Origin of the sequence: Leifsonia sp. 2TAF2 (assembly GCF_052115085.1) — a bacterium.
Lineage (GTDB): Bacteria > Actinomycetota > Actinomycetes > Actinomycetales > Microbacteriaceae > Leifsonia.
The window spans coordinates 1,869,830-1,892,103 of sequence record NZ_JBFRFY010000001.1; the positions used below are offsets into that span (position 1 = coordinate 1,869,830).

At 70.1% G+C, this 22,274-nt stretch carries 14 protein-coding genes; 6 read left to right on the forward strand and 8 right to left on the reverse strand.

Annotated features, from left to right (window positions below):
* Nucleotides 1–159: 159 nt before the first annotated feature.
* Entirely contained in the window at nt 160–1,275 is a 1,116-nt protein-coding gene (gene ald / locus AB4Z18_RS09035; protein WP_441782348.1) for an alanine dehydrogenase, read from the forward strand.
* Between the two features lie 101 nt (nt 1,276–1,376).
* On the opposite strand, the gene AB4Z18_RS09040 is transcribed toward ald, so the two are convergent.
* From AB4Z18_RS09040 to AB4Z18_RS09075, 8 genes are all read right to left on the reverse strand, one after another.
* Nucleotides 1,377–1,982, reverse strand: a complete 606-nt coding sequence (locus AB4Z18_RS09040; protein ID WP_441782349.1) for a zinc-ribbon domain-containing protein — start codon at nt 1,980–1,982, stop codon at nt 1,377–1,379.
* Nucleotides 1,979–4,288, reverse strand: coding sequence for a transglutaminaseTgpA domain-containing protein (locus AB4Z18_RS09045; RefSeq protein WP_441782350.1), 2,310 nt, complete (start codon nt 4,286–4,288; stop codon nt 1,979–1,981). Before AB4Z18_RS09045 ends, AB4Z18_RS09040 begins: the two co-directional genes overlap by 4 nt.
* Entirely contained in the window at nt 4,288–5,628 is a 1,341-nt protein-coding gene (locus tag AB4Z18_RS09050) for a DUF58 domain-containing protein (RefSeq protein ID WP_441782351.1), read from the reverse strand. The genes AB4Z18_RS09045 and AB4Z18_RS09050 overlap by 1 nt, the downstream gene beginning before the upstream one ends.
* A complete protein-coding gene (locus AB4Z18_RS09055) occupies nt 5,625–6,596 on the reverse strand; it encodes an AAA family ATPase (RefSeq protein WP_441782352.1) in 972 nt (323 codons plus the stop codon). The genes AB4Z18_RS09050 and AB4Z18_RS09055 overlap by 4 nt, the downstream gene beginning before the upstream one ends.
* A gap of 97 nt (nt 6,597–6,693) precedes the next feature.
* Nucleotides 6,694–12,621 (reverse strand): Ig-like domain-containing protein, encoded by a 5,928-nt coding sequence (locus AB4Z18_RS09060; RefSeq protein ID WP_441782353.1) that lies wholly within the window; start codon nt 12,619–12,621, stop codon nt 6,694–6,696.
* Nucleotides 12,618–14,045 carry a serine/threonine-protein kinase gene (locus AB4Z18_RS09065; protein WP_441782354.1) on the reverse strand — a complete coding sequence of 476 codons (1,428 nt, stop codon included), beginning with the start codon at nt 14,043–14,045 and terminating at the stop codon, nt 12,618–12,620. Before AB4Z18_RS09065 ends, AB4Z18_RS09060 begins: the two co-directional genes overlap by 4 nt.
* 140 nt (nt 14,046–14,185) lie before the next feature.
* Nucleotides 14,186–15,022: a PP2C family protein-serine/threonine phosphatase gene (locus tag AB4Z18_RS09070; RefSeq protein ID WP_441782355.1), complete on the reverse strand. Its 837-nt coding sequence runs from the start codon at nt 15,020–15,022 to the stop codon at nt 14,186–14,188.
* Nucleotides 15,019–16,176: an FHA domain-containing protein gene (locus AB4Z18_RS09075; protein WP_441782356.1), complete on the reverse strand. Its 1,158-nt coding sequence runs from the start codon at nt 16,174–16,176 to the stop codon at nt 15,019–15,021. The genes AB4Z18_RS09070 and AB4Z18_RS09075 overlap by 4 nt, the downstream gene beginning before the upstream one ends.
* Nucleotides 16,177–16,321: 145 nt before the next feature.
* Here AB4Z18_RS09075 and AB4Z18_RS09080 point away from each other — a divergent pair, with 145 nt between their 5' ends.
* The 5 genes from AB4Z18_RS09080 to AB4Z18_RS09100 all read left to right on the forward strand — a co-directional run bounded on the left by AB4Z18_RS09080 (nt 16,322) and on the right by AB4Z18_RS09100 (nt 22,196).
* Nucleotides 16,322–17,563: a CaiB/BaiF CoA transferase family protein gene (locus tag AB4Z18_RS09080; protein ID WP_441782357.1), complete on the forward strand. Its 1,242-nt coding sequence runs from the start codon at nt 16,322–16,324 to the stop codon at nt 17,561–17,563.
* On the forward strand, nt 17,560–18,723 hold the full coding sequence (locus tag AB4Z18_RS09085) for an acyl-CoA dehydrogenase family protein (protein ID WP_441782358.1): 1,164 nt from the start codon (nt 17,560–17,562) through the stop codon (nt 18,721–18,723). Before AB4Z18_RS09080 ends, AB4Z18_RS09085 begins: the two co-directional genes overlap by 4 nt.
* Nucleotides 18,724–18,823: 100 nt before the next feature.
* Entirely contained in the window at nt 18,824–19,306 is a 483-nt protein-coding gene (locus AB4Z18_RS09090) for an Lrp/AsnC family transcriptional regulator (RefSeq protein WP_441782359.1), read from the forward strand.
* Between the two features lie 2 nt (nt 19,307–19,308).
* On the forward strand, nt 19,309–20,724 hold the full coding sequence (locus tag AB4Z18_RS09095; protein ID WP_441782360.1) for an aspartate aminotransferase family protein: 1,416 nt from the start codon (nt 19,309–19,311) through the stop codon (nt 20,722–20,724).
* An 83-nt stretch (nt 20,725–20,807) separates the two neighbouring features.
* Nucleotides 20,808–22,196 carry an NAD(P)/FAD-dependent oxidoreductase gene (locus tag AB4Z18_RS09100; RefSeq protein ID WP_441782361.1) on the forward strand — a complete coding sequence of 463 codons (1,389 nt, stop codon included), beginning with the start codon at nt 20,808–20,810 and terminating at the stop codon, nt 22,194–22,196.
* Nucleotides 22,197–22,274: the final 78 nt, after the last annotated feature.

A 22,274-nucleotide genomic window follows, 5' to 3' on the forward strand; every position in this document is an offset into this window, starting at 1 on the left:
GAGCGGGTGCCTGCGCGCGCTTGAACGCTGCGGAAACCGTCTGCGGAGCGCGCATCCACCCGCGAAATCAGCATTCGAATACCCGAAACGCAGTCGAAATCCTCCGTGAACCCCGCTATGGTGAGAGCGAACCATCACGTCGAGTGTCGAAGGAGCCCCATGAAGGTCGCGATCCCCCGCGAGATCAAGAACAACGAGTTCCGGGTGGCGATCACGCCGGCCGGCGTGCACGACCTGGTCGGCGCGGGCCACGAGGTCTTCGTCGAGACCGGCGCCGGAGTCGGCTCCTCCATCCCCGACGAGCTGTACGCGAATGCCGGCGCGACCATCCTGCCGGATGCGGCCGCCACCTGGGAGGCCGGGGAGCTCATCCTCAAGGTGAAGGAGCCGATCGAGAGCGAGTACGGCTACTTCCGTCGCGGCCTCGTGCTGTTCACCTACCTGCACCTCGCCGCCGACGAAGCGCTCACCCGCGCCCTCATCCAGAGCGGCGTCACCGCCATCGCGTACGAGACCGTGCAGCTGCCGACCCGGGCGCTCCCCCTCCTCGCTCCCATGAGTGAGGTCGCCGGTCGCCTCGCGCCCATCGTCGGAGCCAACACGATGCTGAAGCCCAACGGCGGGCCCGGCCTCCTCGTCCCTGGTGTACCGGGCACCCATCCGGCCGTCGTCACCGTGCTCGGCGGCGGCGTCGCGGGCACCAACGCGATCTCGGTCGCCGTCGGACTCGGCGCGGAGGTCACCGTGCTGGACACGAACATCCAGCGCCTCCGGGAGCTCGACGCCCTCTACGCGGGACGGATCAAGACGATCGCGTCGAACAGTTTCGAGATCGACAAGGCGGTCGTCGCCTCCGACCTGGTGATCGGCTCGGTGCTGGTCCCGGGTGCGAAGGCGCCGAAGCTCGTCACCAACGAACTGGTGTCGCGCATGAAGGCGGGAAGCGTGCTCGTCGACATCGCGGTCGACCAGGGCGGCTGCTTCGAGGACTCCCACCCCACGACGCACGCCGACCCCACCTTCACGGTGCACCAGTCGGTGTTCTACTGCGTCGCCAACATGCCGGGCGCCGTGCCGCACACCTCCACCTACGCGCTGACGAACGCCACGCTCCCGTACGCGCGGGCCATCGCCAACCGCGGCTGGCAGGAGGCGCTGCGCGCCGACGCATCCCTCGCCCTCGGACTCAACGTGTTCGACGGCCGAGTGACGAACGCTGGAGTGGCCGCCGCCCACGGCATCGACGCCGTCTCGGTGGAAAGCGCTCTCGCCTAGCCGCGCCCAGCGCTCCCCAAGCGAACAGCTCCGTAGTTTTTCCGCCGACACACCGCGTGTCGCACGAAAAACTCCGGAGCTGTTTGCTTGGGGGCGGGAGGTTAGGAGACGTCGAACCAGTGGTCGCCGATTTCTACGCGGGTGCCTCGCGTGACGCGGTAGCGGCGGCCGGCCTCGCACTGGCGCGCCACACCGCCGAGGGGATGCGCGATGGTGCCGTTTCCGGAGTAACGGTCGCAGATCCACAGCTCGTCGCCCTCGAGACCGAACTCGAGGTGCGTCTTCGACACGCTCCGACCCGGGTCTGACACGACCACCACCTGGTCGACGTGCTCCCCCGGCTGCGTGATCGGCCGGCGGCCCACCAGCCCGGAGCCGGTGACCTCGACGACGTCGCCGGTCGAGAAGCTGAGCGTGTAAGAGCGTCGCGCCTTCTGCGCGGGCGGTGCCTTCTCGACGGGGATGATCGTCATCGCCTGCGTCGGCGGCAGGCCGTCCTCATCCAGCTCGAACGCATCCGGGAAACGGCCCGCGATGGCGGGAGCCGGGGGCCGCTCGGCGATGCGGTCGGAGATGATCGAGGTGTCGGACGGGCGGGGATCCGCGAGCTCCGGCTCCCGCACCCGGGACGATGTGACCGAGCTGCCGCACATCGGGCAGAACAGAGTGCCCTCGGCCAGCTCCGCACCGCACACGCGACAGTTCATCGGTCCCTTCCCTTTCCGTTCCGTCTCCCACGGTAGCCGAGCGATCGCAGCGAGACCGCCGCGAGCAGCCGCTTCCACCGCGTGTCGCGTTTGGCGAGCTGCGCGCGCAGGGCGTCGACCGCCAGCCAGACGGATTCCGCCTCGGCCGGCGTCGGGGCAACGCCGCTGAACGTGGCCCGGTCGGCGACCTTCGCCAGGGCGTTCGCCCGCGATCCGCCGATGGTGTCGGCGAACTCCACGCGGGTGGCGGCGGGCGGCGGATCGTAGCCGTGGTCGACGGCCGCATCGGCGAACTCGCGCCAGCCTCCGACGATCCGCTCCCGTGCCGTCGAGGCCGACCGCCGAAGCGCGCGACGCCGCCATTTCGCCGCCAGCACCGCGAGGAACGGAGAGGAGACCAGCGCCAGGATGAGCAGCGTCCACCCGACGATCACGAGCACGGCGAGCAGTGTCTCGAGCACGGGGTTCGGCTGCGGCTGGTTCGCCGGGTCCACCTGCGCCTGCGGCGGTTCGTCGTTTCGCTGCGGGTTCTCGTCGACGGGTGGTTGCACATTCGTCTGAGGGCGCGAGATCTGGGTCGGCTGCTCCGGCTGTTTCGGCGGTACGGGGCGGATGGGCGGCGTCGGGTCGACGGTGACCCAGCCAGAGGTGGTCTGCACTTCGATCCAGGCGGAGATGTCCGAGCCGACGAAGGTCAGGTCCGAGCCCGTGACGTCCTCCGGTGCCACGAAGCCGACGACGACGCGCGCGGGGAAGCCCAGCTGCCGCGCCATCAGGGCTGCGGTGACCGCGTACTGCTCCTGGTCGCCCAGCATCGGAACGTCGGTGAGCAGCTCGGTGATGCGGTCGGCTCCGTGGCCGGAGCGGCTGGCCGGCTCGTTCGGCCCGATTCCGTGACTGATGTAGCCGTCCTGAGCGAGACCCCGCAGCGCGGCGGCGAGCTTCGGGCCGGCGCCGGAGACTCCCGCCGTGTACTTCTGCAGCACCGACTGGAGCTCATCCGGGATCACGGTCGGACGCGGGACCGAGTCCGTGCCCGGCTGCACCTTCTCGAGCCGGTCCACCGACAGCATCGGCTTGACCACCGTCTCCTGGGTGTAGGTGTCGCCGCTGCGCAGCGAGGTCGTGACCGCGCCCGTCCCCGTCACGTCGTTGTAGAAGAACGCGCCGGCCAGCCGTCCCGCGTCCGGCCCGCCGAAGCTGACCTGCTCCAGTTGGCCGGCTCCCGGCAGCCACGGACCGCGGTAGCCGCGGACCACCACGGTGGTCGTGGCCTGTTTCCCAGTCGTCCGGCTTTGGTCGATGCGGTACGGCACGCGAGTGAAGGAGCCGGATGCGCTCGTCACCTCGCCGCTGCCGACGGCGTAGGTCACACCGTCGTAGGTGTCGAGGGTCGCGATCCGCAGGCGGCGGTCGGCGGGAAGCCCCGTGACGGTGAGCATCGCGTCCTCCGCCTTGGCGGGCTCCAGGTAGGAGCGGAAGCCGCTCAGAGGGCTCGCGTACTCGCGCGGGTCGAACGGCTGCTCCACCGCCGTCCTGACCACCTGCCTGTCCCCCTGCGGCGGGATGAGTGCGGCGGCGGCGATCCCTGCCGCGGCTGCGGCGACGAGCATCACCGTGGCGCCGGCCGTCGTCAGCAGCGCGGTCGACCTGCGCTCGCTGCGCGACTCGATGAGGAGGCCGCTCTGCTCCCGCAGCGACCGGATGGATGCCGCCCGCCGCACGAGGCGGAACCGGATCAGCCAGGCCAGGAGCACCACGAACAGCGCGAACAGCAGGACCAGCGGCACGGAGGCGACAGACGATCCGAGCAGGATTCCGGCGACGAGCAGCACAACCGGCGGCACTGCAGCAAGCTCCGGCCGTGACGAGCGCAGCGCGATCGTCACCGTCAGCACCGTGGCGATCAGGGTCAGGATGAACGCGGGAACCAGGAGCGCCTGGTACGACCCCACGGGGACGCTGATCGTGACCAGCTGCTTCCAGCTCAGCCAGGTCCCCTCCACCAGGTCGGCGAAGCCCGGCCCGCTGGGGAGGAGGCCCCCGGCCGCCGCCTCCGACGGCACTGCGAGTTGCACGCCCAGCGCCAGGTAGACAGCCACGATCATCCCGGCGACCGCGATGCTGGGCAGGCGGAACGCCCAGCCGAGCACGGCGACGGCGGTGCCGGCGACCAGCGTCGCAACCAGCATCAGGACGAACTCGGGCGACTGGTACACCGGCCAGAAGGCCCACGCGCCGAGTGCGACCGCGACCAGGGCGAAGGCGACGTCGATGAGGGCGTAGAGGGAGCGACGGGCGGTCATCAGGTCGCCATCCGCTTCGCCAGGCTGCGGTGCAGGTCCTCCAGGTACCCGATGGTCAGCACGCTGAGATCGGAGACGCGACGGAGAGAGGGCACGGCGCCTTCGTCGCAGACGATGGACACGACATCGACGCCGAGCGGGAAGTGCGCGGCCGCTGCACGGAGCTGAGCTGCCGTCGGGGTGGATCCGCAGACCAGGAAGGCGATCGAGATTCCGGCTGAATCCTCCGACGCCACACGCGCCAGCTCGGCGAGGCGCAGGGCCGACTCCGCCGTCTCCACCCCGGCCAGGTCGTCCAGGAGTCTGCCGCGGTTCACCGTGCTGAGGCGGCGGGCGCTGAACACCATCCGCTTGGCGAACTCCGGTGTCTCGGCGCTGGCGACGACCGAAACGGTACGGGAGTCGAGCATCGCCCTCACCCCGAGGGAACCGGCTACGCTGACGGCCAGCTCGAACTCCTCCTCCGTCGCGTAGTCGGCCGCCGAGAGGCTCAACGCGACGAGCAGGTGGCTGCGCCGGGTCTCCTCGAACTGCCGCACCATGTAGCTGCCGGTCTTCGCGGTCGACTTCCAGTGGATGTAGCGCCGTTCGTCGCCGGGCACGTATTCGCGAAGCGCGTGGAAGGCGATGTCGCTCGAGGTCAGGTCACGGGTCGGCGAGCCCTCGAGGTCGCGGACGAAACCGGTGCTCATGCTCGGGATGGCGATGGTCCGGGGATGCACGAACAGGTCGAGCGATTCGGCCCAGACGACCTCCCGGCGCAGCAGCCCGATGGGGTCGGCGCGGACGGTCCGCACCGGGCCGATGGGGACGATCCCCCGACGGGTCGTCGGCACGACGAAGACGTCGGAATGCTCCTCGCCGGAGGAGAGCGACGGCGCCGCGAACTCCGCGAGCCCGTGACCGACGGGGACCTCGACGCGCACGCCCGGCAGTCTCCGCCGCAACGGATTGCGCACCGACACCTCCCCCGGTGCCCGGTCGCCGACCACCACGCGGTTCGCGGGCAGCGACAGTCCCACCTCGTAGGCGGTGCGGCCGATCAGGTAGCCGGACGCCACGACGAGGAGGGCGAGCGCCGTCCAGCCCGCGACCACCGCCTCCACCCAGTTCCAGACATAGCCCGCGGTCAACGCGAGCGCGGCCAGCACCAGCATCGACCAGCCGAGCGCGGTGACGACCGCACTGACGCGCCGAGCGACCACGGCGATCGCACGCCCGGCGGTGGCGGACGTGCGGACCACCCAGACGATCGCATCCGCGAGGAAGCCTTCGCGCTCGCCGACGATCCGGGCTCGCGCGTTGGTCAGCTCGGTCTGCGAACGGGTGACGGTGGTCACACGGCGGCCCGATCGCTCGGCGGCGGGGTCTCGATGAGGAGCTGGCCGATGACGCTGGACGCGCTGACGCCCTCGAACTCGGCCTCCGGGTCGAGCACCAGGCGGTGGGCGAGCACGGGCTCGGCGAGAGCCTTCACATCGTCGGGCGTCACGTAGTAGCGGCCGGAGGCGGCGGCCATCGTCTTCGAGGCGCGCAGCAGCGCGAGGGCGCCGCGCACGCTGACGCCGAGACGGATCTCGTCGGCCGTTCGGGTCGCCTCGACCAGCCGCGACACGTAGTCGTTGATCGTCGGGTCGACGTGGACGCCGCGCGCCATCGTGCCCATCTCAACCACCGTGGACGCCGAGATGACCTCCGGAACGACGACCTCGTGCGCCTTGCGCTCCGAGCCCTCCAGGATGCGCAGGGTCGCCTCGTGGTCCGGGTAGCCGATCGACGCCTTCATCAGGAAGCGGTCCAGCTGAGCCTCCGGAAGCCGATACGTGCCGGCCTGCTCGATCGGGTTCTGCGTCGCGATCACCATGAACGGAGCCCCGACCGAATGCCGCACGCCGTCGACCGTGACCTGCTGCTCCTCCATCACCTCGAGGAGGGCGGACTGCGTCTTCGGGCTCGCGCGGTTGATCTCGTCGGCGAGCACGATGTTCGCGAACACGGGGCCGCGGTGGAACTCGAAGGCGCCCGAGCGCTGGTCGTAGATGTTCACGCCGGTGATGTCACCCGGAAGGAGATCCGGGGTGAACTGGACGCGGTTCGTCGTCCCCCGGACGCTCTCCGCGATGGCGCGGGCGAGCGACGTCTTTCCGGTTCCCGGAAAGTCTTCCAGGAGCAGGTGGCCCTCGCTGAAGAGAGCGGTGAGCGCCAGCCGGATCACGTGGGTCTTGCCGAGGAGCACCCGGTCGATGTTCCCGACGAGGCGCTCGAACACTCCGGAGAACCAGCCGGCCTGCTCGGGGGTCATCGTCATGCTCCGGCCTCTTTCGGTTCGGGGCGCGACCCGACGGGTCGCAGGGAAGGATATGCGTGCAGCGGAATGCGGCACACCCCAGTATGGCGTCCGCGGATCATTGCAGACTCGATCCGGGGTAGCGCCAGCTGAACGTGTCGGCTCCGGAGACCACCGAGACGGTCAACGTCGGCGACGGGTCGTTCGCCGGGGCGGTGCAGGATGCGGTCTGCCCCGCGGCCGGCATCGGCAGCTGCGTCGTCCCGTCGCACGTGTAGGTGACGGCGTCGTACGAACCGGTGGGCCAGCTGGTCCAGGTGAAGACGTGGGTCGCCGGGTCGTAGCGTGCGCCATCGATCGCGAGGCTCACCGCGACGCCGAGCGGCTGGGTCGCGTTCTGCGAGGAACAGAGCGGAGCGCCGTCCGGGTAGCTCTCGCACACCCGGGTGATCCGCACGGTGAGCGGCGTTCCGTAGTGGCTGCCGTTCGTGCCGGTCAGGATCCCGCTCGTGCCCGCCAGGCTGCCGGAGTCGACCACGGCTCCCCCGGCGCTCACCAGCTGGTAGTCGAACACCGGGCTGGACCCCCCGCCCGCGCGGTAGTCGATCGTGACGGGGAAGTCGACCGTCTTGCCGTTCTGAACCCGCTGCCCGACGGTGATGCCGGTCACGTCCCCGGGCGACTGACGCGGCGTGGCTGTCACGACGGCCGAACGCGTGCAGCCCTGGCCGTTGTAGGCGTAGACCACGAAGTTGTAGCTCTGGTTGGGGCGGAGCCCGGTGAACGTGGTGCTGCCGCCGCGCACATCGTTGAGACGCGGGTCAACGCTGAGCGTCGGCCGTCCGGTCTCGACACCGGACACCGAGCAGTCGGGAACGATTCCGCCCTGGAAGACGCCCGCGTAGTAGTCGGTGATCGCCTTGCCGTTGTCGCCGAAGACGTTCGACCAGCTCAGCGTGGCGCTCGTCCCATCCTGCGTGTCCGGCGTGGCGACGGGAGCAACACCGGTGGTCGTCGGTGCGCCGGCGGGGATACCGCTTCCAGAGGCCTGGTTCCAGGTCGTCCGTCCCTGATAGAAGTCGTTGCGCGACGCCACCGTGAAGCCGATCGCCGCGCCGTTGGCGATCCCCGCGTCGGTCACGTTCAATGCGTAGGACGTGCCGACGGGATCGGACCCGGAGACCTGGACGGCGTTGGTCACCCCGCCGAGCGTGACCAGATACGAGGTGATCGGACTCGCGTTCGGCGCGTCGGCCGGCTTCGACCAGGCGATGCGGAGACCGTGGTCGAGGGGTGCCGACGAGAGGCCCGCCGGGGCGTTCGGGACGACGTCCGACCACACGGGCTCGGCGTACGCCGTCTGGTCCGAGAGTCCGAGCGCGTTGCGGGCGCTGACGCTGAGGTTCACGGCGTTGGCGGACCCATTGCCCGGTGTGGTGATCGCGCACGTGGTCGTGGCGCACGGCGTGGTTGAGAGCACCTGACCGGTGGCCGCGGAGGTCATGGTGACCTCGAAGCCCGTGATCGGCGAGTTGTTGAACGCGCCGGGAATCCAGCTGAGCGTCAGGCTGCGATCGGCGATGGCGCTCACCTGGACGTTGCTCACCGGCGCCGGCCGGTCCTGCACCGAGACGACGACCGTTCCCCAGGTGTAGCGGTCGGGATCGCCGGTGGCATCCGCCACCTCGTACTGCAGCGTCGCATCCGCGGGCGCCGCATCCTGCGACACGGTGATCTGGAGCTCGGAGTTGTCAGCGCTCGGCGTGATGCTCACGCCTGACGGGAGCCCGCTTCCGAGGCCCCGGACGGCGACGACACGCAACGGCTTGCCCGGGAAGGGGTTCGTGGCGCCGTCATTGGCGAGCACATCGACGCTCGACGTCTGTCCGCGCGGGGCGATCACCCGGTCGGGCTGGGGGCTCGCGAGCGGCCTGCTCGACGGAACGACGGAGATGTCGATCCGCCCGGCCTGGCCTGCGTTGACGGCATCCCTCACCCCGATCGACAAGGAAGGGGTCGCACCCTTGGGCGTGCTCGTCGCCACGGTCACCGTGAGCTTCTGACCGGCGAGGGAGGCGCTGACCCCGACCGGGCGCGGGTCCTGGATGGAGTACACCAGCTCCGCCTGGTCTTTGGCGTACGGGTACTTGGTCACCTTGGTCAGATCGATCGTCTTCGTCTGTCCCGGCTCGAAGTCGATGAGCGCGCCCGTGAACACGGGCGGCTGGTTGTCGCGCGGGGTCACGTCTATCGGCAGCACGATCGTCGCGACGTTGCCGTCGGGATCGCTCGCGCTCGACCCGTCGGTGACCTGGAACGAGATGGAGGCCGGCCCGAAGTACCGCGGCGAGGACGTGAATTGGAGAGTGTCGCTCCCCGCGACCAGGTCGTCGCCGTTCGCGTGAGTGGCGCGGACCGTCGCGGCGTCGGTGAGGCGCACCTTCCGGTCACCGACGGCGACGATGTAGTCGTTGAGGTGGATGGTGAGGGTCTTCTCGCTCACGACCGTCAGCTTGGGTGCGCCGCGCTTGAGCTGTGGCAGGGCGTCGTCGTAGCCCGGGACGTGCACGAAGCCGTAGGCGACGACCGACTCGTCCTCGGGGTTCGCCACGCGGAACGGCACGATCTGGCTCTTCGCCTGGACCGTGACCCGCAGCCGCTTCGAGGCCGTGACCTGGGCGCCCGTGCTGTAGCCCGGCACCAGGGACAGTTTGAGGGTGGACACCGGACCGTCGGCGAAGAAGACGTTCGCGAGGACGTTCACGTCGACCCGCTGCTTGCCGAGGATGTCGGAGAGCCCGAGCGTCGTGTCCGAAACGACGGGCCGCGCCGGCGGCGCCTTCTGGTCGACGGTGAGCCGCAGGAACGCCTGGCTGGTCCCTCCCCGCTCGTTCTGGATCGTGTACAGGAAGCCGTAGGACCCCTGCGTCTGGGGCGCAGTGACCGTGACGATGTCCCTGCTGACCTTCGCCTTGGCCTTGCCGTCGAGCGAGCTGACCGACGTCACGCTGAGCGGACTGCCGTCGGGGTCGCTGTCGTTGGCGAGTACCTGCACGCTCAGGGTCCGGCCCGGTCGCGCGGTGACATCGTCCTCCACCGCGATCGGGTTGCGTGCGCCCTCCACCCGCGCGGCGATGCCGACGCGGACCGTCCCCGTCGCGCGGGCGCCGAGGGCGTCGACCACGGCGTAGGTGAAGGTGTCGGTGCCCGCCGCGTAGTCGCCGGCCTGGAAGTCCATCCAGTCGGGTCCGGATGCTGTGACCGCACCCTTCTGCGGGTTGGTCTCCTGGCCGATGAACTGCACGGAGTCGCCGTCCGGGTCGATCCCGGAGAGCGGCACGGTGATACGTACGGTGTCGCCGGCCAGCACACGGGCCGTGACCGTCTTCGGCACCGGCGGGTTGTTGGTGGCAGCGTCGCGCTCGCGCACGGCGATGGTCACCTCGGCGGTGGCCCACTGGCCGTCGGCCCCGTACACCTTGTAGGCCGCCGTGTAGTTTCCGGGCTTCGACGGCGCGAGGTAGCGCAGGTGGTCGCCGCTGGCGAAGAGCAGGCCGGCGCCGCTCGGCAGCGGTGTCGCGAGCGCCGGGTCGAGGGTGAGCTTGTCGCCATCCGGCTGCACGTCGTTGGAGAGCACGGGGATGTCGACCACGTCGTCCACGCGCACCGAAACGGCATCCGGCGCGGCGATCGGCGGCTGGTGGACCGTGAGCGGAGGCAGCTGCACGACGGTGACCGTGCCGACGGTCTCCGAGAGCCCGTTGCTCAGGCGGTAGTGGAAGTCGACCGGACCCTCCAACGGCCTGCTGAGCGTGACGCGGAGGGTGCGCTGCTGCAGCACCTGCACCCGCACGCCCGTCGCCGCGTCCGGATCCGTCACTCCGGTGACCAGCAGCACGCCGCCGGACGGGTCGATGTCGGTCGACAGCACGTCCACATCCTGAGTCGACTGCTCGCGGATGAACGCGGTGTGCGGCACGGCGATCGGCGCGGTCTTCGCGCCCGGAGGTGCCTTCACCTCGACCCGCACGACACCGGTGGCGGTCACGACACCGTCGGTGACCGAGTACTCGATGTTGTGCGTTCCGGCCTGGTCGGACTCGAAGCGGAACGTGCCGCCCTGATAGTCCGGGGTGAGCGTGGCGTCCGCCTTGGTGGGAACGGTGCTCAGCCGGACGGTGCCGTTGCCACCGCGCACGTGGTCGAGCGGCGAGACGGTCACCTCCTGACCCTGGTAGGCGAGCACGGCGAACGGGTCGGCGATGATCGGGACCTGCCCGGGTGGACGCACGGTAACCGCCAGCAGACCGGCCGACTCGGCCCGGCCGTCCGAGAGGGTCAGCGCGACATCCTTCACCCCGGCTCCGTCGCCGTGGTCCGAGTACGCGACCTGCCCCTGCGGCGTGAACGTCACCGTGTCCGGGGCAGGGATGGCAGCGCCCGAAAGATAGAAGGAGTCGCCGTCCGGGTCGTAGCAGTCGCCGAGCACCGGCGACGACACGCGGCCGCCCACCTGAACGACCGCTTTGGCGTTGCGGACGCAGACCGGCGGCGTGTTCTCCACCGCCGAGCGCACGGTGACGACGACGTGCGCCGTGGCCGTCCCTCCGCGACCGTCGGAGATCGTGTAGTCGAAGGCGATCGACCCGGTGGCCGTCTCGGGAAGGGAGATCTGGAGCTGCTGGTCGGCATTCGTCAGCTCGATCGTTCCCTGCGTGGCAGGGACCGCCGTGAACGAGTCGATCGTCAGCACGTCGCCGTTCGGGTCGTAGTCGTTCAGCAGCACAGGCAGCGGGGTGACACGCCCGGGCCGGGCGCCGAAGGCGTCCTCCACGGCCACGGGAGGCTGCTCCTGCTTCTCGAACTGCGGCGCCGTGTCCTGCTTGGTCTGGTCGACCAGCTCCTGCGTGGTCTTCTTCGACACGAGCTCGTCCCAGTTGTCGATCCGGGCGTTGCCGCTCTGCACCGCCCAGGAGACACCGGAGCGGCCGTCGTTCAGAACGACGCGGTCGCCGTTGACCCGGAATCGCAGGTCGGCCGCCGACGGCACATCCTTCAGGGTGGTCCGCTCCGCCGAACCGGCCGAACCCGAACTCGCGCACGTCCGCCAGGCGGTCCCGTCGTTCCAGGCGGCATACGTGCAGCCCGCCACCGTGACGGGGGCGGCCGGCGCGCCACCGGCCTGCGAGAACGGGCGCGTCGCCTTTCCGCCGTCGAGCGGCACGCGCACGAGGCCGGTCGTGGATGCGATCCACACCGCGTTGCCGCCCGCTGCAGGCTGCTGAAGCACCGCGTCCGCTCCTTCGGGGAGGAGGGATCGCAGGTCGACGGCACGGCCATCGACCCACACCGTGCGCTCGGCCGGGTCGAAGAGCGCCCAGTGACCGCCGACCGTAGTGAGGGCGACATCCGCCCCGTCTCCCGTGGTCGCAACGCTCCGGGTGGTGGTCGAGGGTTCCGCCGCGCCCAGGTCGACACGGACCAGCGAACGCGTCGACGGCTGGTAGGCGAAGAGCACGCCGGAGGGGTCCATCGCAGAGACCGCGCGACCACCGAGGTCGACCGTCGCGGCCGAACCCGAGTTGAACTGGTCGAGCTGCCCGACGCTGGTCAGCCACAGCTGGCCGGTGGTCTGCGAGAGCAGCGCCACGTGGCCGCCGGCGAGCGACACCTGCGGCGACCGCGGCGGCAGCGCGACCGACTTGCCTGCCTCAGCCTTCGCCGGGTCGACCACCGCGACCGTGTTGGCCTCGCGGTCGACCAGGAGCACATCCGTGCCGTCTTGGACGACGTCCAGCGATTCGCCGGTGCCCGCCACCACCGAGTTGAGCTTGTCGATCTCGGTGTTCGCGCGGCCCAGCGACTTCTTGGCGTCGCTCGCGACCCACACGGCCGCGTCGTTCAGCTGCAGGTGCTGGGCGCTGTACCCGCCGGAGACCACCGCGAGCGTCGTCACCAGGGCGGCCACCGCCGTCCCGCTCACGGCCGTGGCCGCGATGGACTTGTGTGCGGCGAGCCAGGACCCGATGGCGCCGAAGCGGCTCACGTGCCGTCCGCCCTCTCGACGCACTTCTGGCCGCTCGGCGCGCCGGTCTTGCCGTCGCGGTTCACCGTCACGGTCACGCAGACACTATCGCCGGGCTTCGCATCCACCCGGAACTCGGTCGCGTGCTGGCTGCTGGGCGGCTGGTCGTCCACGGTGACCTGGTACGTGTCGCCGCTCTGGAGCCCAGGATCGCTCCACGTGAACACGATGGTGCTCCCGGTGACGCGCCCGCTCAGGTCGCGCACGGTCGGGATGTCGTTACCCGCCGACGCGCGCACGAGCACGAACGACGCCGTCACCGCCAGCACGACCACCAGCACCGCGCAGGCGATCAACGACATCACGAGCGCTCGCGACGTCTTCGCCGGCGCCGCTTGGGTCGGCGTCTGCGCGCTCCCGCTCTCGCGCACCACCGTGCGCGTCGGGGCACGCATCACGGTCGCGGAGGGTGGAGCCGCGCGCCGCCTGCGCCGCCGGGCTCCCGGGTCGACGGCGACGACGCCCTTGACGCGGGTGCGATCCTCCGGGTCACCGGCGGTCGCCAGGGCCCAGTCGTCCATCGCCACCTCGATCGGTGTCTGCGGAAGCGCCATCTCGGTCTCGACCGCCTGCAATTCGCGGATGAACTCGAGGGCGCTGCGCTGCCGTTGCGAGGGCCGGCGCGACATCGAGCGCAGCAGCACCTGCTCCAGTCGCGGCGGGACATCTGCCCGGCCGATCGGCAGCGGGCGACCCTTCGTGATTCGCTGGATCAGCTCGGCGGACGTGTTCTCCTTGCCGGGCACCTCGAACGGCGACCGGCCGGCGAGCAGCGAGTACATGGTCGCGCCCAGCGACCACACCTCGCTCGCGATCGTGCCGCTCGTCTCATCCAGCAGCACCTCCGGAGCCGACCACGGGATCGACAGGCCGATCGCCTCGGTCACGTCGGCCTCGCTGAGCGTCGCGGCGATGCCGAAGTCGCTCAGCACCGGGTGCCCGTAGGCGGTGCTCAGAATGTTCGACGGCTTGATGTCGCGGTGGAGCACCCCGGCACGGTGGGCGGTCTCGACAGCGCTCGCGATCCGCACACCGGTGGCGAGCACCTCGGGGACGGAGAGCGGTTCGCTGCGGTAGCGCTGACCGATGGCGGCCGAGCAGAGCTCCATCACCAGGTAGGGCCTGCCGTCGGAGGACACACTGGCCTGGTACACGGTCAGGATCGAGGGATGCGTGCTCAGCTGCGCCATCAGGTTGGCTTCGGCCTGGAACATCTGCTTGACCTGGCTGGTGACCACCTCGGCGAGCATCACCTTGACCGCCACCTGCCTGCGCGGCATGTTCTGCTCGTACAAAAAGACGTCGGCGAAGCCGCCGGAACCCAGAACCCGGACGTACGAGAAACCGGGAAGGTTCGGCGGCTGGGACGGCAAACGCCGGGCCATCGGCTCCCTCCCGTTCGTCGACGAAACGCGTTTCGCGGGTGCAAAAGCGGTCTGACAATTGTAGGCAGCCGTATACCGCCACCAGCCGGCCCGGACCCGCACTGGGGACAAGTCCCTTACCCCCAAGTCGGGGGGCAGAATCAGTGCCTTCGCGCGGCCCGGCGGGACACTCCCTCACGATGCGCACCCGACTCCGGCGTCGCCAGCACATCCACGACCACGACGGTCACGTTGTCGCGGCCGCCGTTACCGAGCGCCGCATCCATCAGCTGCTGCGCCGCATCGAGCGGTGACGAGCCCTCGGCGAGGAAGTAGCGGATGCCGTGCTCGGTCAGCTCCTTGGTCAGGCCGTCCGAACAGACCAGCAGGCGCGAGCCGGCCACGATCGGGAGCAGGAAGTAGTCCGGGACCGGGTCCTCGTTGAACCCGACGGCACGCGTGATGACGTTGCTGTGCGGGTGCACCTCGGCCTCGGCGGGCGTAATGGCGCCCGCGTCGAGCAGCTCCTGCACGATCGAGTGATCCAGGGTCAGCTGCTCCAGCGTCCCGTCGCGGTAGCTGTACACGCGGGAGTCGCCGATGTTGAAGACCAGCCAGTACGGCGCACCGTCGACCAGGGTCAGGGCGATCCCGGTCACGGTGGTTCCGGTCCCGAGATCGGTGTGCCCGACGCCGCGGGTCATGTCGTCGACGGCCGAGCGCAGGGCCTCGGTCAGCGCGACCTCACCGACGAAGTCGGCTTTCACCTTCTCGGCCAGGCGGGTGACGACCGCCGTGCTGGCGAAGTCGCCTGCGGTGTGGCCGCCCATCCCGTCGGCCACCGCGAAGATGGGCGAACGGGCCAGGAGGCTGTCCTCGTTGACGCTTCGCCGGTAGCCCGTATCGCTGAGCGCCGCCCACGAGAGGCTGATGCGTGCGTCGGGATCGCCGGGGACGGCCACCGTGTGGCGTCTGCTGCTGCGACCGATCTGGGTCACTCGCGTCCTTCTTCTCGGGCTTCGGTGATCTCGATGATATTACCGTCGCCGATCTCGACTCTCGCTCCTGCGAGCACGACCGCGGATTCGCCCGGTCGCAGCCGCCGCGAGCCGCTCGACCCTGCGATGACGGTGCCGTTGGTGGAGCGCAGGTCTGTGACGACGACCGCGTCCCCCGATTGCTCGATGCGGACGTGGGTGGATGACACCTCTTGCGTCGGCGACGGAACAGCGACCAGGCGCGGCTCGGCGCCGGTGTCGACCCGCGCGGGGGCGGGCCGGCGGCCGATCAGCACGGGGGCGTCGAGAGTCGCCGTGTCCCCCGACGGGAGCCGGACGGCGAAGCGGACGGGAGGCGGCGCGAGCACGACCGGCCCGGAAGGAGTGGGCGCGATCGGCATGGCGGGAAGGGACGTCGGCGTGTCGATGTCGACCGCACCGAGAAGCTCGTGCGGGGCGGGATGCACCGCAGGGGGCACGTCCTCGGTGCCGCCGGAGGCGTCTGCCGGCTCTGCCGTATCCGCCGCATCCGCCGAATGTCCGAACAGGCTGGAGCTTCGATTGCGGTCCCGGATGATGGTCTCTTCGGCCGCCGGGCCGGTCGCCGCAGGTTCGGCGTCCGTCGCCGCCGTCGGCCGCGCGCCGCGCTCCGCGCGTTCGATCGGCGTGAGGGTCCAGGTGAGGAGTTCGCCGTCGGTCACTCCGACACGCAGGGGCAGGGATCCGATGGAGAGCCGGGCGACGGGACCGGTGGCGGCGTCGTCGCCCTGCAGGACGAGACCGGTCACATTCCGGAACTCGGCCAGCACCCACGGCTGCACGCCGCCGGCCGAGAACCTCCGGGCCCCGCCGACCGAGAACACGTCGATCGCGGCGGACCCGCGCACCACCGCCGTCACCGTCACCTCGCCGGCCGCGTTCGGCTCCGCGAGCTCGGCCACAGCGAACGACCGGACGCTGTCCGGACCCGCCAGCGGAAACGCGCCGACGACCGACTCGATGGTGGCGAGGTCGGAGTCGGCTAGCCAGAACAGCGCATCCACGATCTCGTCCGACACCGTGCTCTCGACGGCGGCGACGAAGCGCCGCCCGGCGATGAGCAGCCACCTCGACGGGCCTGCAGCTGGCGCGTACCGGATGAAGCCGCCCGTCATCGTCGGCTCCTCGCGGTCGGTCGCGCCGGAGGACTCCGACGACGCAGATCTGTGGTCGATGAGAGTGTAGCCCGCGCATCAGAGACGTGGACGCCGACACGGAGCGCGCGCCTAGGATGAAGCGGCGTCGAGCGAAGGAGCGAGCATGGCCGAGGGCGTCCCCCCGCAGACGACCGTCGTGCCCAGCGGCGTGCTCAGCGGTGTGCGCATCGCCGACTTCTCCCGGGTGCTCGCCGGGCCGTACGCCACCATGATGCTGGCCGACTTCGGCGCGGATGTCGTCAAGATCGAGAGCCCGTCCGGCGATGACACCCGCGCCTGGCGACCGCCGGTGGACGACGCCGGCGAGTCCACGTACTTCGGTGCGGTGAACCGCAACAAGCGTTCGGTGGTCTGCGACCTCACCACCCCCGACGGTCTGGCTGAAGCCCGGCGACTGGCCGAGACGGCCGACGTCGTGGTCGAGAACTTCCGTCCGGGCGTCATGGAGCGGTTCGGCCTCGACGAGGACTCCCTCAGAGCGGCCAACCCGCGCCTCGTCTACTGCTCGATCACCGGCTTCGGACGCGGCGAAGGTGCTGCGCTGCCCGGCTACGACCTGCTCGTGCAGGCCGTCGGTGGGCTCATGAGCATCACCGGCGCGCCCGACGGCGAGCCCACAAAGGTGGGTGTCGCGGTGGTGGATGTGCTCACCGGCCTGAACGCGTTCTCCGGCATCCTGCTCGCCCTGCGGCAACGGGATGCGACCGGCCGCGGCTCCCGGGTGGAGGTGGACCTGCTCAGCTGCCTGCTCTCGGCCCTCGCCAACCAGGCGTCCGCGACGCTGGCGACCGGCCTCTCCCCTACCCGGCTCGGCAACGCGCATCCGAGCATCGCGCCGTACGAGCTCTTCCGAGCGGCCGACCGCGAGCTCGTCGTCGCGGTGGGCAACGACCGGCAGTTCGCGGCGCTGGCCGCGGCCATCGGTCGTCCAGAGCTCGCCGCCGACGGCCGCTTCGCGACGAACGAGGCGCGCGTCCGCAACCGCGCAGCCCTCCGGGAGGTGCTGGATCCGCTCCTCGCCGCCCGCCCCGCCGCCGCCTGGGTGGACGAGCTGACGGCGGTGCGAGTCCCCGCTGGTCTGGTCAACGACGTCGCCGAGGCGTTCGCTTTCGCCGAATGCCTGGGCCTCGACCCCGTCGTCACGACGACCGATCCGGACACCGGCCGCGTCTCGCGCACCCCCGCGACGCCCATCCGATTGGATGCGGCCCCGGCCATCCACCGGACCCCGCCGCCGCTCCTGGGCGCACACAGCGCACGATGGGCCGACGAAGTCGTCGAAGCCGGAGCCGCAAGCGGAGACGCAACCGGAGACGCAACCGACACCGAAAGGACCCGACCGTGACGACCACCCTCGAGGAAGCCTTCAGCCTCGACCCCCTCCTCACCGACGAGGAGCGCGGCTGGCGCGACCGCGCCCGCACGTTCGCGACCGACCGCATCCGGCCGGTCATCGAGCAGGACTTCGAGGACAAGCACTTCCGCCGCGAACTCGTCGCTGAGCTCGGCGCCCTCGGCTTCCTCGGTATGCACCTGAAGGACGAGGGATGCGCCGGCGCGGGAGCGGTCGCCTACGGACTGGTCTGCCACGAGCTGGAGGCGGCCGACAGCGGCTGGCGCACCTTCGTCTCCGTGCAGGGCTCGCTCGCCATGAGCGCCATCTCGAAGTTCGGCTCCGACGAGCAGAAGAAGGAGTGGCTCCCGCCGATGGCACGCGGCGAGCGGATCGGCTGCTTCGCCCTCACCGAGCCGGACGGCGGCAGCGACCCGGCCGCCATGCGCACCCGGGCCCGCCGCCACGGCGACGACTGGGTCCTCACCGGCACCAAGCGCTGGATCGGCCTCGCCAGCCTCGCCGACGTCGCGGTCGTGTGGGCTCAGACCGACGACGGTGTCCGCGGGTTCCTCGTCCCGACCTCGACGCCGGGCTTCACCGCGACCGCCATCGACGGCAAGCTGTCGATGCGCGCCTCCGTGCAGTGCGACGTCGTGCTCGACGAGGTCCGCGTCCTCGCCTCGGCGCAGCTTCCCGGCGCGCGCGGGCTCTCCGGGCCGTTCTCCTGCCTCAACGAGGCGCGGTACGGGATCGTGTGGGGCGCGATGGGTGCGGCGCGCGACTGCCTCGAGGTGTCGATCGAGCGCGCCACCACCCGGGAGGTGTTCGGGCGACCGATCGGCGCCACCCAGCTCATCCAGCAGAAACTCGCCGACATGCTCGTGGAGTACGAGAAGGGGATGCTGCTGGCGCTGCACCTGGGACGGCTCAAGGAGGCCGGGCGCCTCACGCCGACCCAGATCAGCGTCGGCAAGCTGAACAGCGTGCGGGAGGCGCTGGCGATCGCCCGGGAGGCGCGGACCATCCTCGGCGGCGACGGCATCACCAGCGCCTTCCCGGTCATGCGCCACATCGCGAACCTGGAGTCCGTGCGTACCTATGAAGGGACGGACGAAATCCACACGCTCGTCCTCGGCCGGGCGCTGACCGGGCTGGCCGCGTTCGAATAAGCATGCGTTTCGGGCGCGGGTCTGCTGATTTCGTCATCCAAATGCCCGAATTCGTGCGGAATCGCTTGCCAGGTGCCCGATCCACTGACAGAATCGCTCCATGAGTACCCCTCGGGCAGCGAACGGCCAGAAGGCTGCGGTCATCGACGATGTCTCCAAGGCGATCATCGAACAACTGCAGGTGGACGGTCGCAAGTCGTACGCGGAGATCGGCAAAGCCGTCGGTCTCAGTGAGGCGGCGGTGCGCCAACGCGTGCAGAAGCTGACCGAGTCGGGCGTGATGCAGATCGTGGCCGTGACCGACCCCATGCAGCTCGGCTTCTACCGGCAGGCGATGATCGGCGTGCGCTGCACGGGCGACACGCGTGCGGTCGCCGACAAGCTGGCGGCCATGCCGGACGTGGACTACGTGGTGCTGACAGCCGGCACCTTCGACATCCTCGCCGAGGTGGTGTGCGAGAACGACCTCGACCTCATCACGATGCTCAACTCCGAGATCCGGACGCTGGAGGGCGTGCTCTCCACCGAGACGTTCGTGTATCTGAAACTCCACAAACAGTTCTACAACTGGGGAACGCGATAACCATGACGACAACCGTAGAAACGTTCGGCGAGCCGATCGAGGCCGAGGAGGCTGCGCTGCAGGCCAAGGCGCGCGACCACCTCTGGATGCACTTCGCACGCCAGTCGGTGATGGAGGAGGGCCACGGCGTCCCGATCATCACCCGCGGCGAGGGCCACCACATCTTCGACTCGCACGGCAAGCAGTACATCGACGGCCTCTCGGGCCTCTTCGTCGTGAATGCGGGCCACGGACGCAAGCGCCTCGCCGAGACGGCGGCCAAGCAGGCGGAGCAGCTGGCGTTCTTCCCTATCTGGTCGTACGCCCACCCGAACGCGATCGAGCTCGCCGACCGGCTGGCCTCGTACGCTCCTGGCGACCTCAACCGCGTCTTCTTCTCCACCGGCGGCGGCGAGGCGGTCGAGACCGCCTTCAAGCTCGCCAAGTACTACTGGAAGCTGCAGGGACGGCCGACCAAGCACAAGGTGCTGTCCCGCGCCGTCGCCTACCATGGCACCCCGCAGGGCGCGCTGGCGATCACCGGTATCCCGGCCATGAAGGAGATGTTCGAGCCGCTCACCCCCGGTGGGTTCCGCGTCCCGAACACGAACTTCTACCGTGCGGATGAGATGGGCGCCCCATCCGACGACCTCGAGGCCTTCGGCGTCTGGGCGGCGAACCGCATCGAGGAGATGATCCAGTTCGAGGGTCCGGAGACCGTCGCGGCGATCTTCCTCGAGCCGGTGCAGAACTCCGGTGGATGCTTCCCGCCGCCCCCCGGATACTTCCAGCGCGTGCGTGAGATCTGCGACAAGTACGACGTGCTCATGGTCAGCGACGAGGTCATCTGCGCCTTCGGCCGCATCGGCCACATGTTCGCGTGCGACGAGTACGGCTACGTGCCCGACATGATCACCTGCGCGAAGGGCATGACGAGCGGCTACTCCCCCATCGGCGCGACGATCATCAGCGACCGCCTCTACGAGCCCTTCAAGCACGGGGACACGTCGTTCTACCACGGCTACACGTTCGGCGGTCACCCGGTCTCGGCCGCGGTGGCGCTGGAGAACCTCGACATCTTCGAGGAGGAGCGTCTCAACGAGCGCGTCCGCGAGAACTCGCCGCTGTTCCGCGCCGAGCTCGAGAAGCTGCTCGACCTCCCGATCGTCGGCGACGTCCGCGGCGCCGGGTACTTCTTCGGCATCGAGCTGGTGAAGGACAAGAACACCAAGGAGACCTTCAACGACGACGAGTCGGAGCGCCTGCTCCGCGGATTCCTCTCAAAGGCCCTGTTCGACGCGGGCCTGTACTGCCGCGCCGACGACCGTGGCGACCCCGTCGTCCAGCTCGCGCCGCCGCTCACCATCGGTCCGGACGAGTTCGTCGAGATCCGGCAGATCCTGGAGTCGGTGCTGACGGAGGCATCCAACCACCTGTAATTCGGCATCGAGTGGTCCCAACACGCCGTCACGTCCGTGACGTGAACGACGTGTTGGGACCACTGGGTTAAAGGAGGCACCACATGGACTACCGCAACGTCGGCTTCTGGTTCGACTCCATCGCCGCGCAGGAGGACGGCTTCCGCCCGCGGCCGGGACTCTCGGGCGACCTGGAGGTGGATGTCGCGATCGTGGGCGCCGGTCTCACCGGGCTCTGGACGGCGTACTACCTGCAGGAGCGCGACCCCGCCCTGCGCATCGTGCTGCTGGAGAAGGAGGTCGCAGGCTTCGGCGCCTCCGGACGCAACGGCGGCTGGTGTTCGTCCCTGTTCCCGTGGTCGGCGTCGAAGCTGGAGAAGCGCTACGGCTTCGACGCCGCCGTCGCGACCCGGCGCGCGATGGTGGAGACGGTGGATGAGGTGGGCCGCGTCGCCGACGCGGAAGGCATCGACATCGACTTCGCGCGCGGCGGCACCGTGACCTTCGCCCGCTCGGCGCCGCAGCTCACGGCGGCGCGCGCCGAGTTCGAGGAGTCGCAGCGCTACGGAGTCGACCGGGTCGCCCTGTGGGGCACCGAGACCGTGCGGAACCGCTTCGGTGCTCCGGATGCGGTGGCGGCGACGTTCACGCCCGCGTGTGCGCGCATCCACCCGGCCAAGCTCGTGCGGGGCCTCGCGCGTGTGGTCGAGCGTCGCGGTGCGACCATCGCCGAGCAGACCGTGGCGCTCTCGTGGTCCGACGGAACGGTCCGCGTCCGCTCGGGCGGCGCCGACCGGGTGGTGCGCGCCGGCATCGTCGTCAACGCGACCGAGGGCTACGGTTCGCAGCTGCCGCAGGTCGGGCGGCGCATCCTGCCGCTCTACTCGCTGATGATCGCGACCGAGCCGCTGCCCGACGCCACGTGGGACCGCATCGGCATCGAGCACGGGCAGACGTTCACCGACTTCCGCAACCTCATCGTCTACGGGCAGCGCACCGCCGACAACCGCTTCGCCTTCGGTGGGCGCGGTGCTCGGTACCACCTGGGCAGTGCCATCCGCCCCGAGTACGACCGGTCGCCGCGGGTGCGCGAGCACCTCATCCACACCCTGTTCGACCTGTTCCCGGATGCGGCCGGCGCCCGGATCACGCACCACTGGGGCGGTCCGCTCGGCGTTCCGCGCGACTGGCACGCCAGCGTCGGCTACCAGAAGGATGCGCGCGAGGCGTGGGCGGGCGGCTACGTCGGCGACGGCCTGAGCACCACGAACCTGGCTGGACGGACCCTCGCAGACCTGCTGACCGAGACGCGGACGGAGCTCACCGCACTCCCCTGGGTCGGCCACGTCTCCCCTCGCTGGGAGCCGGAGCCGTTGCGCTTCGCCGGCGCGAACGCCGGGCTCGTCGCGATGGAGTCGGCCGACCTCGAAGAGGGCGTGACGCGCCGTCCCTCCGTCGTCTCCCGAGCTCTCGCCCCGCTCCTCGGCCACTGAAAAACCCCGCCTCCCGCCGTCGAGTCCGCGATCTTTGCACGCACGCAGGGCGTGTCGTGTGCAAAAGATGCGGACTCG

Bases quoted from the DNA above. Each gene is read 5' to 3' on its own strand.
- AB4Z18_RS09100 (WP_441782361.1), top strand. From the start codon at position 20,808: ATGGACTACCGCAACGTCGGCTTCTGGTTCGACTCCATCGCCGCGCAG.
- AB4Z18_RS09090 (WP_441782359.1), top strand. From the start codon at position 18,824: ATGAGTACCCCTCGGGCAGCGAACGGCCAGAAGGCTGCGGTCATCGAC.
- AB4Z18_RS09055 (WP_441782352.1), bottom strand. From the start codon at position 6,596: ATGACGATGACCCCCGAGCAGGCCGGCTGGTTCTCCGGAGTGTTCGAG.
- AB4Z18_RS09040 (WP_441782349.1), bottom strand. From the start codon at position 1,982: ATGAACTGTCGCGTGTGCGGTGCGGAGCTGGCCGAGGGCACTCTGTTC.
- ald (WP_441782348.1), top strand. From the start codon at position 160: ATGAAGGTCGCGATCCCCCGCGAGATCAAGAACAACGAGTTCCGGGTG.
- AB4Z18_RS09065 (WP_441782354.1), bottom strand. From the start codon at position 14,045: ATGGCCCGGCGTTTGCCGTCCCAGCCGCCGAACCTTCCCGGTTTCTCG.
- AB4Z18_RS09080 (WP_441782357.1), top strand. From the start codon at position 16,322: ATGGCCGAGGGCGTCCCCCCGCAGACGACCGTCGTGCCCAGCGGCGTG.
- AB4Z18_RS09045 (WP_441782350.1), bottom strand. From the start codon at position 4,288: ATGACCGCCCGTCGCTCCCTCTACGCCCTCATCGACGTCGCCTTCGCC.
- AB4Z18_RS09095 (WP_441782360.1), top strand. From the start codon at position 19,309: ATGACGACAACCGTAGAAACGTTCGGCGAGCCGATCGAGGCCGAGGAG.
- AB4Z18_RS09075 (WP_441782356.1), bottom strand. From the start codon at position 16,176: ATGACGGGCGGCTTCATCCGGTACGCGCCAGCTGCAGGCCCGTCGAGG.